The 13,277-nt window shown below is 49.0% G+C and carries 8 protein-coding genes; 4 read left to right on the forward strand and 4 right to left on the reverse strand.

Annotation, left to right across the window (positions count from 1 at the left end; all coding sequences use genetic code 11):
- Positions 1-208: 208 nt before the first annotated feature.
- On the forward strand, positions 209-1,705 hold the full coding sequence (locus tag FIU82_RS17970; RefSeq protein WP_152441835.1) for an arylsulfatase: 1,497 nt from the start codon (positions 209-211) through the stop codon (positions 1,703-1,705).
- A gap of 42 nt (positions 1,706-1,747) precedes the next feature.
- Here the strand turns inward: FIU82_RS17970 and FIU82_RS17975 are convergent, their stop codons facing one another.
- The 3 genes from FIU82_RS17975 to FIU82_RS17985 form a co-directional block, all read right to left on the reverse strand.
- On the reverse strand, positions 1,748-4,012 hold the full coding sequence (locus tag FIU82_RS17975) for a tetratricopeptide repeat protein (protein WP_152441836.1): 2,265 nt from the start codon (positions 4,010-4,012) through the stop codon (positions 1,748-1,750).
- A 92-nt stretch (positions 4,013-4,104) separates the two neighbouring features.
- Complete coding sequence (locus tag FIU82_RS17980) at positions 4,105-4,884, reverse strand: hypothetical protein (protein WP_152441837.1); 780 nt, start codon at positions 4,882-4,884, stop codon at positions 4,105-4,107.
- A gap of 151 nt (positions 4,885-5,035) precedes the next feature.
- Positions 5,036-5,452, reverse strand: a complete 417-nt coding sequence (locus FIU82_RS17985) for a hypothetical protein (protein WP_152441838.1) — start codon at positions 5,450-5,452, stop codon at positions 5,036-5,038.
- A 77-nt stretch (positions 5,453-5,529) separates the two neighbouring features.
- Between FIU82_RS17985 and FIU82_RS17990 the strand changes: the two genes are divergently transcribed.
- The 3 genes from FIU82_RS17990 to FIU82_RS18000 all read left to right on the forward strand — a co-directional run bounded on the left by FIU82_RS17990 (position 5,530) and on the right by FIU82_RS18000 (position 12,397).
- Complete coding sequence (locus tag FIU82_RS17990; RefSeq protein WP_152441839.1) at positions 5,530-9,543, forward strand: rhombosortase-dependent M36 family metallopeptidase; 4,014 nt, start codon at positions 5,530-5,532, stop codon at positions 9,541-9,543.
- A 323-nt stretch (positions 9,544-9,866) separates the two neighbouring features.
- Positions 9,867-11,207 (forward strand): trypsin-like serine protease, encoded by a 1,341-nt coding sequence (locus FIU82_RS17995; protein WP_152441840.1) that lies wholly within the window; start codon positions 9,867-9,869, stop codon positions 11,205-11,207.
- 185 nt (positions 11,208-11,392) lie between these two features.
- Positions 11,393-12,397, forward strand: a complete 1,005-nt coding sequence (locus tag FIU82_RS18000; RefSeq protein ID WP_022944788.1) for an NAD(P)-dependent alcohol dehydrogenase — start codon at positions 11,393-11,395, stop codon at positions 12,395-12,397.
- Here FIU82_RS18000 and FIU82_RS18005 read toward each other — a convergent pair.
- Positions 12,386-13,189 (reverse strand): ABC transporter substrate-binding protein, encoded by an 804-nt coding sequence (locus FIU82_RS18005; protein ID WP_152441841.1) that lies wholly within the window; start codon positions 13,187-13,189, stop codon positions 12,386-12,388. The genes FIU82_RS18000 and FIU82_RS18005 overlap by 12 nt on opposite strands.
- Positions 13,190-13,277: the final 88 nt, after the last annotated feature.

Below are 13,277 nucleotides of genomic sequence, written 5' to 3' on the forward strand. Positions count from 1 at the left end.
TAGGCTACACGGTTAGCGTATGAAAAACAATCGCCTAGCGATGATGTGCGCACTTAATAACAGCAGCTTTGCTCGGTCTATATGGGCTCAGATCAACTTATTGTTGGAAGCTTTACTCAATTAGGGTGCTCATCCTGCAGTTTGTCCCTGTTCTGCTATATTTTATTTGCAATTAAATAAATCGTACAAATGTTAGTAAGGAAACATCATGAAAAAATACCTAGGGGCGGCTGTGTTAGCGCTAAGTACTTTCACCTTAAGTGCAAAGGATGATCCCAATGTGCTTGCCATTATGGTGGATGATGTGGCGCAAGTTTCATTAAGTGCTTATTCCCATGGAATGACCTATAACACCCCAAATATTGACCGTATTGCCAACGAAGGGGCGCTATTTACCGACCATTATGCCCAGCCCAGTTGTACCGCTGGACGAGCTGCCTTTTTAATGGGGCAACTGCCAGTACGTACAGGCTTAACGACGGTTGGCCAGCCAGGAAATCCATTAGGGATCAAAGAGGCCGACCCAACTCTGGCAGAGTTTCTAAAACAGCGCGGCTATATGACGGCGCAGTATGGTAAGAATCACTTAGGTGATTTGGATGAGCACTTACCCACTCGTCATGGCTTTGATGAGTTTTACGGCAACCTCTATCACCTCAATGTGTCGGAAGAGCCTGAACAAGAGGATTACCCAAAAAGCAAAGAGTTTAAGAACAAGTTTGGACCGCGCGGGGTGATTGAGGCGTTTGCCGATGGTCGTATTGTCGATACCGGCCCGTTGACGCGTAAGCGTATGGAAACCTTTGATGAGGAAGTGTTAGCCAAATCATTGGATTTTATGGAGCGAGCGGTGGCCGCCGATAAACCGTTTTTTATTTGGCATGCCCCCAGTCGTATGCATGTCTACACTCACCTCAAACCTGAAAGCCGCCATTTAGCAACTCATATTAGCTCCGAAGAAGACGTATTTGGCAGTGGCTTATTGGAGCATGATGGCCACGTTGGTCAGTTATTGGATAAGCTGGATGAGTTGAAAGTTGCTGATAATACAATTGTTATTTACACCACCGACAATGGCCCTGAGCAGAGTTCTTGGCCGGATGCCGGCACCACCAAGTTCAGGGGTGAAAAAATGACGACCTGGGAGGGGGGAGTGCGCGTGCCATTTTTAGTGCGATGGCCCAAGGAAATTCCCGCTGGTTTAAAACTCAATGGTATTTCTTCGCATGAGGACGTGTTCCCGACCTTAGCCGCAGCCGTCGGTGAGGATGATTTACGTACCGAGATGGAAAAAGAGTTCAATGTTTATATCGACGGTGAGAACAATCTGAATTATTGGCGTGGTGAGGCTAATGAGTCTGCGCGCAATCACTTCTTTTATTACTATGAATCACAACTAACAGCTATTCGCGTTGGCCCATGGAAAATGCACTTTGCTTCAAAACCCGGTGGCCGCTACTACGAAGATTTAGTAACTCATACCATGCCGAAGCTGTTTAATCTGCGCAAAGACCCTATGGAGCATTATGATGGCGTAACAGGCTTTCACCAAATCATGAAAAAAAGCTGGGTATTCCAACCAGCCATTGCCCTGTTGACCAAACACATTAAGAGCTTTGAAAAATTCCCGCCGCGCCAAGAAGCTGCTTCACTAAATATTAATGAGGCAATTAAAAAGGCGAAATCGGCATCGCATAACCGTTAAGGGTGTTTAACCAGAGTGAGCAACCTCACTCTGGTTGCGCTGTTACTGGTTTTGCAATTGCTGCATCATCGCGAGCTTCTCGACCATGGCCGCTATCTGTGGGTTATTTGGCAGCAACTGCTGCAGTTGCTGGGCATAGCGATAGGCTTGGCGATACTGCTTTTGCTGTGCATGCAATTGCATCAAGCTATAGCTGATATCGGGGTTGGCTGGTGTAAGTGCAAATGCGTTGTTTAGTTGCACAAGCGCCTCTTGGTGCTGCCCTCTATCTTGCAAAAGCAGCGCATAGGTATACACATAATCACCATTGTCACTTTGTGCTGCACGCGCTAAATGGGAGAGTGCTTGCTGTTTTTGTCCTGAGCGCACTAAGCTCATGGCCAAAGCGTAGTGCAGCGCAGAGGCATTTTTATTAACGTTTAGCCCTTGCTCAATCGTAGTGCGGGCCTTTTGCTCTTGCGATAGCGCACGGTAAAGATCGGCCAGATTAACATAAGCCGGAATAAAAATGGGTTCCACTGCGATGGCAGCTAAGTAATGTTGCTCAGCCTGCTGATGCTCGCCTAATGAGCGTGCCAAGTTTCCAAGATTAGTATGGCTGTAGCCGCGCTCAGCTTGATAATGCTGCATTTGACGATAATCCTTTAGTGCATCTTCAAGCTCAAGACGCTGCTTGTCACTTAATTGAGTCGCAAAGGGAGCTGTGAGCATTTCAGCTAAGGCTCGTCCTGCTTCCGCGCGAATGGGCAGGCGAGGATCTGTGAGCAAAGGCTGTAACATACGATAGCGCTCGGCAATGGCAAAGTTGCGCGCACCGGCTATGGCTCCTTGGCGTTTTAAAGGCTCGTCGTCCCGCACCGCGCGAACAATTGCGACTACGGCATTTCTATCTGGCTGATCTGCCATGCGAGCCAATGCTGAAGCGCGGACGATATTTGGGTAACTCTTATCCTGCGCTATTTTTGTCAGCATGGCGGATGCACTCGGCAAGTCATTGTCTGCAGCATAAAAGGCCTCGGAGAAGTGCGGCGTGCCCAAGTAATTTGAGTTCGGGTGCCAGCGCTTTATGTGCGACGTTGCCCATTGCGGCGTTTTATCTTGATGGCAACCGTTACAGGCGTTGGGAGCGTGTGTTTTCGCCGTTAAATCGGGACGTGGTACGCGAAAACTGTGATCGCGACGTGCATCCACCTGCATAAAAGTAGTCGCTGGCATGTGGCAATCGACACACTGACTACCCTCAGTGTCGTGTTTGTGGCCATGGTGTTTGGCGGTATCAAAGACTTCAGCAGTATGGCATTGGGTACAGGTTTGATTACCTGGCAGAGTTAATTTGCCACTGTGCGGGTTATGACAGTTCGCACACGTGACACCCGCTTGGTGCATTTTACTTTGCACAAATGAGCCCCAAACATAGTTCTCATCCCATATCTGACCATCAACATGATACAGCTCAGGTTCCAGCAGCGCTGGTTGAAAACTGTCCATAAAACTATGCGGACCTTGGCGGTCGGCTACTTGCGAGCGTCGTGCATGGCAAGTGGCACACACTGCAACTTGAGAGCTGGGATGCAGTGGACTGGCCGCTTTCATACTGCCATCTTGCTGGCGCTTAAACAGCGGCGTTTTTACACCGATAGTGTGTTCATAGCCTTTATCGTTAATGGTTTTGTCGCCCTTTGCCCATGCCAAGTGCGCCTGACTATCGCCATGACAGGACGCGCAGCCGACATTAATAGCGCTGTAACGCGAGTCGAATTGTTGCTGTTTTGCTAAATAACGTTTCTCAAAATCACTGGAGTGGCAATCAGCGCACATATGATTCCAGTTTTGCCCTTTTTGGCTGTAATGGAATTCGTCGTGGGGCTGCTGTTCAGGGTGAAGAACAAACCAACGCTGGCCTCCTTGTGCCTTTGGGCGACTATCCCAAGCGAATGGAAAAAACTGTAGTTGGCCATTGTCTGACGCAAACATGTATTGTTGTAAAGGGAAGTGACCGAAGGTGTGAGTCACCTCAATATCACGCATTCGCCCTTGTAAGTCAGGCATGGAGATAATTAATTGTGCATTGCGTTGCTTAAAGATCGCTTGTTGGTTTTGAAACGCCAATGTGCGGTTATCGAATGCCCCTAGGGCGGTCTCTTTGCTGGCTAGCGCCATCGCGTTGGCATGATCTGATTGCTGCCAATCCATGACCTGTTGTTGATGGCAGGTGGCGCACTGCCTAGGGTCGGCAAAAGCGAGTGTAGTAAACAGCACCAAGGCAACGCCAACGATCCTCCAACTGCCTAATTTGCTCAAATCCATTGCTACATTCACTACAGTGATAATTTAACTTGTTTATAACAGTTTATTTGCTGCGCAGTAAAGCACAGCATTTTTGCACTAAGTATTTGTTACTAAAGCTGATAGTTAAACTCTAAGCGATGATCGCCAGCAAAAAAGTCGGTGTTTTCATTCCAATTAGCAAAGTAGCGCAGGTTCATACGCGGGGTGAGCTGATAACTGAGGGCGAACTCATGGGTGAGTAGGGTGCTTTCTTGGGCGCCATAGTAGTTATCTCTGTATTGGCTGGAGCCAGTTAGCGTAGTTAACCAAAAAGGGTTGTAGTTTACCCAAATGTTGTCGCTGATGGCCCATTTAGAGTACATACCTAACAATCCATAACTGCCCATGAGGGCGTAGCCGTCATCAATGCCGCCACCGCTTTGCACTCGGTCTTTACCCACAGACAGACCCACCCCGGCGAGCGGGTAGAAGCTAAAAGCTCCGTGAGCAGGCAATGCCTGAATAAAACTGTAAGAGATATCAGCGCTTTCATCAGCAACCAAACTGCCGCGAAAGTTGTAATTAATATCGAGCTGCTTCGCTTGACCTTTGGGGAGCGTAACATTGAAGTTGCGAAAACGAAATGAGTCGAGTGACTGTGACGTACGCGTATCAGAGCGCCAACCTAGAGTATCGCCTAACAGGCCTTTAGCCTCGATGATATTCATCGCGGCGGTTTGTTTATTGCCAGTATCGTAAGACTGACCGACTTTAAAATTGACTCCTTTGTCGGTAACGCCAACACCGGCTTGGGTATACACTGCCAAGGGATCAGACATATCCTGGACTTCATCGTCATTGGCGAGAACCAGCATGGGAGTGAGCAATAATAAAAAAATGAGGGGTTTCATGATTATCCTTAACAAAGCAGTCCACAATAAGCGCGAGAGTGAGTCTTCCCACAAATGCTAAAAAGTATAGCTTAGGCCCTAAAAAGTTCCTGCAAAGGATACGTTTTATTTGACCGAGATCAGAGTGCTAGCACAACCAGAATGCTTCTCATCATTTGATAGCCGCTTGGCTTGGTTTTGAATAATCCACTAATAGCTCAACAACGTCGATGGCTTCGTTTTGTTGCAGTTGCATCATCTCGGCGGCTAAATCAATTTTATTTATGGGGATTAAGCGGTAGTTATTCCCAGAGAGGCTGTTTATTTTATATCGAGCGCGCAGCATGTCAGTGGGTAAAGCTTGGCTGGTCACAACAATATCGCCCACTACCGTGCCATATTCACCTGTCGATACGTTGAATACCTTGTTTCCAGCTTGCAAGCGAGGGGTTTGCCAGCGAATCTTATCGCCGTTGTTGTTTAGCGTGTAAACAGCAGGTGTGCTTTTTTGTGCAGTGGCAGAAGTCGGCGTCTGAGGCATGCAACTGGTTAGCAATAGCGCGCTGAGTAGGAGATAAATTGATCGCATTATTACTCCGAATGTGTATTAGTAATATGGTCTACCTTTAAGGTAGCTCCGATATAACCGCGAACGCAAGGTGACTTATGGCTCAATCTCAACAATGCAGTAACTCTTTTAAATTAACGCGAACGGCTTCAAGCGTTGCAGTTACCACTGCATTGAGCGCTGCTTTATTTGGTATGCCGCTAACGCTGCATAGCGCGCCACAACAGGCTGGCCAAGACCATTACCAAGCGGTGGCCAAGGCCGCAGCGCCGCTGGCCGTGGCGCAACGAAAGCTAGCACAGCAACCAACGGCCAGTGGCCATCAATCTCATTTTGATAATACCTTAGAGCGCGCTACCTTCGTGTGGGGTCAAGCTAAGGCGGCACCTGGCACTGCCCAAGTCACAGATTTAAAAACCCGTGCACACACACATATGCAACGGCTCAGCGGCATCAGTGCGCTCAAATCATCTCAGGTGGATGTGCGCCTCAATGACTGGCATGACATAGGTACTGGCGCTATCGTGGCGCGTTATCAGCAATTTGTGCAAGGTATTGAAGTATTTAATCGCCGCTACAGCGTTATGCTCAACCGTCAAGGTAGCCTCGTTGCTGGCGCCGGATATTTTGCTGATGTACCGCAAAGCGCGCAGAACTTTACCGCCCTTGGCGCATTTTCGTCTGAGCAGGAGGCAGCGCTTAGGGCTATTGCCGAGCTCAGTGATGTGCCGGTACAACTCGATGCACGCCGTATTCGCCAAGGCTATAACCATTTTGAAGTACGCAGTGCCAGCGACCAGCAACAATTTGACAATGTGCGTGTGAAGGCGGTGTTTTATCCACTTGCCGATGAGTTGAAAGCAGCCCATTACGTTGAAGTGGAACGCAAACACAGCGACTCACTGGAGAGTGATTACTTTGCTTATGTGATTGCCAGTGACACCGGTAAAGTGCTGTTTAAAAACAATTTGCACAGTCATGCCACGGAGTATAACTACCGAGTTTATGCTGATGTGCAAAGCGGTTATCCCCTAGAGGGGCCGCATGGTGATGTGATCCCCGCCGATGGCCCAAATCAAACCGACGAAACCACTATTCTAGCTGCACCGCTTGTTACTCTTGCCTATTACTCGGCGATTTCAACCCAAGACCCATGGCTTGGCGAGAGTGCCACCCGCACCGAGGGTAACAACGTTTTTGCTTATGCAGATATTAATGCTCCCCAAGGTTTTACCTCCGGCGATGTGAGTGCCGAGACGACTTCGGCGTTCACCTTTGACTACCCCATTGATCCGGAATTAGCTCCGACTGCTGAAGGCAACGTAAAAGCGGCGGTGGTGAACCTTTTTTACATGAATAACTTTTTGCATGACTTTTTTTACGACTACGGCTTTGATGAGACGGCAGGCGTTGCTCAGCAAAATAATTATGGTCGAGGCGGCGCTGCTGGTGACCCGATAGAGGCGCAGGCACAAGATTACAGTGGTTTGAATAACGCCAATATGGCCACCCCTGCAGATGGCGCTAGCCCAAGAATGCAAATGTATTTGTATAACTCCAAAGACGCTCAAGTCGGCCAGGATTTTGGTGTTATCGGGCCGACAGGAATAGGCACTTTGAGCTCATCACAGCGCTCGGCCTTTGGCCCTTTAGAATTTGATATCACTGGCGAGCTTGCGCGCTTTAACGATGGCAACGATGTTGATTCAGGCAGTGTGTTTGATGGGTGCGAGGCCGCAGCCGCCCCCAGCACCTTGGCGAATAAAATCGCTATTATTGAGCGTGGCAGTTGTAACTTCACGGTGAAGGTTAAAAACGCACAAGATGCCGGTGCATTAGGTGCTATTGTCACTAACAATGTCGATGATGGCACCCCCGCCCCGATGGGCGGTGAGGACGCGACCGTCACCATTGGCAATATGGGCCTCAGTTTCGATGATGGCCAACAGTTGTATAATGCCATGCTGTTGGGCTCGGTCACGGTGCGAATGTTTAATACCAACCCGCTCAAAGATGGCACCTTTGATAACGGTATAATCGCTCATGAGTGGGGGCATTACATCAGCAACCGTTTGATTGGCAACGGCTCAGGGCTGGGTAACTTCCAAGGTCGTGCTATGGGTGAGGGCTGGGCAGATTTTCATTCACTCCTGTTTATTGCTAAAGCCAGTGATGCGCAAATTGCCGGTAATAGCGACTTTACCAAGCCTTATGCTACCGGCACCTTTGTCGAGGATTTTTACTTTGGTATTCGTCGTGTTCCTTATACCCCCAATCAAGATATCAACCCTCTGAACTTTAGGCATATCACTGAAGGTGCAGGTGGTGACGTTGGTTTACCACCTACCAGTGTCGCCTCACCTCATGCACCGGGTGAATTATGGGCATCTGTGCTGTGGGATAGCTACGTGGCGTTGATTAATGAACATGGCTTTAATGAGGCCCAACAACGCATGGCGCGCTATCTCGTTGCCGGGTATAAAATGACCCCGGTCTCCCCGCTTTACACCGAAGCACGAGATGCTTTATTAGCGGCCATTGCCGCAGAGGACGTCGACGACTATCGCCTCGCACTGAATGCCTTTGCCAACCGTGGGATGGGGCTGGGCGCGCAATCGCCTGAGCGTTTCAGTACTACTTTAGATGGCGTGGTCGAGTCCTATGAAACACAAGCGTCAGCATTTAGTGCCGAGCAAATAACGCTCGACCCCGAAGGAGTGAGCTTCTGTAGCGCCGATGGCTACCTTGATATTGGTGAAACCGGTACGCTGACGGTGCAAATTAGTAATACCGGAAGTGAAACGCTTAATAACATTCCTGTGCAATTTAGCGTGCTATCGCCGCAAGATGTAACTCTAGGCAATGGCGGTGAGAGTGAAGTGGTGAGCATTGAGCCCTTTGCCAGCGCTCAAAGCACGCCCATTAATGTGAGCTTAAATGATGCTGATATCGCCTCGCCTTTGCAGCTTCAGGTTAGCTTCCCTGACGATGGTGAGAGTGTGCAACGTCCCGAACCTATCACCCAGACGTTTACAGTAAATATTGCCTTTGCGGATGCGCCTCTCACCGATGCCAGTCAAAGTGACGACATGGAATTAGCGGCATTGAGTAGAGAGAACTTAGCGCTTTCTTTGCTCAAAGACACGGTGGGTTCTGAGCAAACATTAAGCTTTGATAATTCAGATATCATCGACACCTTTGAACAGGGAGGTGTGCAACTGGGCGAGCAAAGCTTATTTTTACGCAACAATAGTTTTGAGTCCGATGTGGCTCTGACTACGCGAGCGTTTACGGTTGCTGAAGAGCAAGACTTTAGCGTCTCTTTTTGGCACTTCTATGCCCTAGAAGAGTTTTGGGATGGCGCGGTCGTTGAAGTGAACATCAATGATCAAGGTTGGCAAGATGTCACCGAGGCGGGAGGGCAGTTCGCTGTCGGCTATGATGGACAACTCAACCAGAACCCGGCTCAGTCGCTGCAACAGCGTCCTGTGTTTACTGGGCGCAATAGCACCGACAGCGTGTTTGGCAATATGGAAACCATTGATTTTGGCCAGCAACTGGCAGGTGAGCAAGTGCAATTACGTTTTCGTATTAGCTCCGATGGCAGCGTACAAGATACCGGTTGGTGGATAGACAATGTCAGTATTGCGGGGATCAGCTCTGAGGTGTTTTATCAGGTTGTACCCGGCGACGTGGAAGGGTGTGATAATCGCCCTCCTGTTATTGCGCAGATACCAGCGCAAAGTGTTGATGAGGGAGAGCCGGTCAGTATCAGCGCTGATGCGCAAGATGCTGACGGTGATACCTTGAGCTATCAATGGCAACAAACTGCTGGGCCTGACGTGACTCTCAGCGCAGCTAACACGGCCACAGTCAGTTTTAATGCACCACAAGTCAGTGCGCAGCAAACCTTGGAATTCACCGTGACGGTGAGCGATGGCGAGCTGATTGCTCAGCAAGATGCGCAGGTGAGTGTCAATAATATCGCCGAGCCAGCTCCTGAACCCGAGCCTCAGCCCACGCCCTCAGACAGTGATGAAGGTGGCAGTGGCTCCATGGGTGGTTGGGCATTATTGCTGCTCGCTATGCTAGGGCTACGGCGACAAAAATAAGGGCGCGATTAGCACTTATAAGGCCACCTCCCGGTGGCTTTTTTTTGCTTATTCGCATAGAACTTCAGCCTATTCTCCCAACTCAGGGGACTGGTCTAAGCTGCGCTAAGTGTAAATTTTTAGATACGCACGCGTTTAGTAAAGGCTTGTTAGGCAAATAAAAGAATGACGCAAAGTTTTGATATAACATAATAATTACATGAAATTTAAATGCAGCGTGAACAACAGGAGTGATACGCTTGAATAATATTCAATAACAAAAAATTTACATTGCTGTTTTCGTACCTATATTGATACTTCGAACTAACAAGGAGACCAAGGTAATGAAAACAACAACCCTCAACCCCGTTCAACGAGCTCTGGCCTGCGCTGGGGTGACCGTAGTTATGCTTACTAGTGCAGCAGTGCATGCTCAACAACACCTAGATGGGCCGGGACAAGTGAGCCCTCTTATTGTCGGCGGCAATCCTGCTAACACCGCAGATTGGCCCTTTTTCACTCAGCTATTATCACGTTATGGTAGCTCTCCCTTTTGCGGCGCGAGCTACATCGGAGATGGCTATGTATTAACGGCAGCGCACTGTGTTGATGGCAGCTCAGCTTCCTCGTTGAATGTAAAAGTAGCGGGGTTTAGCAGCGGCGGCAGTGATGGTGATCGTATTGGCGTGTCGCAAGTATACGTACATCCGAACTTCGCCTCAGTGTCAACGGGATACGATGTGGCGCTATTAAAGCTGGCACGTCTTCCAAACCAAGGTCAGGCGGTAACCATGGCACAGGGGTCGATAGGCCAGTACGCTAATAACGGTGACTTACTCACTGTTGCAGGTTTAGGGCGCTTAAGTGAAGGTGGCTCGTCACCGAGTACCTTATATGAAGTCGATGTACCGCTGGTGTCCGATAGTGTGTGTCGCCAATCTGGGGGATCTTATAACAATGTCGGCGCAACCCAGTTTTGTGCTGGTTACTCGCAAGGACAAAAAGATGCCTGCCAGGGCGACAGCGGTGGCCCTATTGTTATTAATTCCGGTGGGCAAAGGGTGCAGCTTGGTATCGTAAGTTGGGGGATCGGGTGCGCCAGACCAAACAACTACGGGGTGTACGCTGATGTCGCTGACTTACGCAGTTGGATTGATGGGATAACCGGTGGCTCAGGCACACCGACAGTGTCTTTATCGTATACAGAAAACGAATCCTTGGGTAATTTTACCTTGGGAGAGACACAACAGCACACTTTCACCATTACCAACACCGGCAGCAGCGCCGTCACTTTCAACACCGTGAGCCTATCAAGCGCTGGTGTGGCATCAACTGTTGTCAAAGCGCAAGATAGCTGCAGCGCTGCAACATTGCCAGCGAATCAAAGTTGTAGCGTTGGTGTTGAGTTTGGTGCATCAGCTGCCGGGAGTTTGGGTGTAACGCTTGATTTCAGTGTCGAGCAGAGTCCACGCCAATATAGCGCGGCAATTTCGGCTAACGCAGTGGATGGCAGCAGCGTCTGTAAAGGTAATTGGGACGCTAATACCATTTACTATCGTCGCGATCAGGTCACGTACAATGGCTATCGCTATCAGGCACGCTGGTGGACACAAGGAGATGTCCCCTCAGAATCAGGTCCATGGGGTGTGTGGCGCCGAATCGGCTCTGATCCCGCCTGCCAATAATACGCCCACCAAAAAGGCCATAATGATGGCCTTTTTTCAACGGCCTCTACAATTTTATCCTTATTTTAAGCATGTAACTATTATTCACTTCGTTCTATGCCACTGATTTTGCATTAAGTTGATCGACATGCCATTGTTATCAGTACATTTTCACTCAGTACTGAGTTATTAAACGGGAGCAAAAAATGACAATTAACGCCTATGCTGCGATGGAAGCAGGTAAAGCGCTTGAGCCGTACCAATATGATCCGGGTGAGCTGGCCGCCGATGAAGTTGAGATCGCCGTCGATCACTGTGGTATCTGCCACTCTGATTTATCGATGATCGATAACGAGTGGGGGATGAGTGAATATCCGCTGGTGGGCGGACACGAAGTGATAGGGCGCATTGAGAAAGTCGGCCGCGATGTCAGCAATCTTGAAGTTGGACAAACGGTAGGCCTAGGTTGGCACAGCGGCTATTGCGGTCATTGCCCGAGCTGTGATGATGGCGACCAAAACCTGTGTGCCAGTGCGCAAGGGACTATTATTGCTCACCACGGTGGTTTTGCCGATAAAGTGCGCGCGCAAAGCAAAAGTGTGATCCCACTGCCTAAGGGGCTTGATGCCAAGGCGGCAGGCCCGTTGTTCTGTGGCGGTATCACTGTTTTCAACCCCTTGGTACAGTTCGATATCAAACCTACCGATAAGGTCGCAGTCATTGGTATTGGTGGTTTGGGCCACTTGGCGCTGCAATTTTTAAACGCCTGGGGCTGCGAAGTCACCGCTTTTAGTTCCAGTGATAGCAAAGCCAAAGAAGCCAAAGAGTTGGGTGCGCATCACATTATTAACTCGCGTTCGGAGCAGGCCCTAGAAGAGGCCGCAGGGCAGTTCGACTTTATTATTTCCACCGTCAATGTGAAGCTTGACTGGAATGCGTACATCAATACCTTGAAACCCAAAGGCCGTTTGCATTTTGTTGGCGCTACGCTTGAGCCGTTAGACTTAAGCGTGTTTGGTTTGTTAATGGGTCAGCGCAGTGTATCTGCTTCCCCAGTGGGCAGCCCAGGAACCATCGCTAAAATGCTCGATTTTGCTGCGCAGCATAACATCGCTCCACAAATCGAAACCTTTAAATTTGATGATATCAACGCCGCCCTTGACCATGTTCGTGAAGGCAAGGCGCGTTATCGCGTAGTGCTAACGCGTTAATACATCCTGATACGGATTATATAATTTTTGTTGATACCAAGCCGCTTTTTCAATAGCTGAGAAAGCGGCTTTTATATTGGCCACCAATTGAGGGTCGCTATCGACATTAGCGGCGAGATAGCCATATACACTTAATTGCTCGATATCTCTGACAAAGCGTAGCTCCTTGGTGGGGACATTAAACTGTTTAGCCATAGCACCAAGGTAGTTGGGGTCATCAATTACTAAATCGACTTTGCCCGAAAGCAGCAGTCGATAGGAATGTTTAATATCAGCGGTTTGTACGGTGCTAAACTGACGATCGGCAAAGAACTTGGCGCTGATATCGCCGCGCTGCACAGCGATACGATAAGGACGAGCGTCGTTCACTTGGCGTAAGTTAATTTCAGAACGTGAAGCCAAGGTAACAAAACCTAAGCGGAAATATGCCACTTTGCCTAACCATTGGAATTTGTCGAGCCTGTCGGGGGTTTTGGCAACGCTGTAAAGTAAGGTGTTAGGCTTTTTTTGTGCCAGGTGAAAAGCACGTGCCCAAGGGTACATATTGATAGTGGCATCAACATTGGCTTTAGAGAGCACATGGCGGACTATATCGGTGCTGCTACCACCTATTTGACCGTTGATCACTAATTGGTTGGGCGGGCTCAGCTCTGTGACCACTTCAATAGGTTGTGCAGCAATGCGCGTGGTCGATAATAAAATCGTTACCCACAGCGTAAAGCGAGCCAAAAACAAAGCCATAAAGCGATAAACCAAAGACACAGCACTTGTTTTTAGAATAGATAAGTTCACAGCGAATTGCGATGATTTTTTGTCCTAAACGATAAAAGGGCCTTGCGGCCCTTTGGTGAAGTATCGTTCAAGTTAGCTATTGCCTTAA

The sequence above is a fragment of the Pseudoalteromonas sp. THAF3 genome, assembly GCF_009363775.1.
Classification (GTDB): domain Bacteria; phylum Pseudomonadota; class Gammaproteobacteria; order Enterobacterales; family Alteromonadaceae; genus Pseudoalteromonas; species Pseudoalteromonas ruthenica.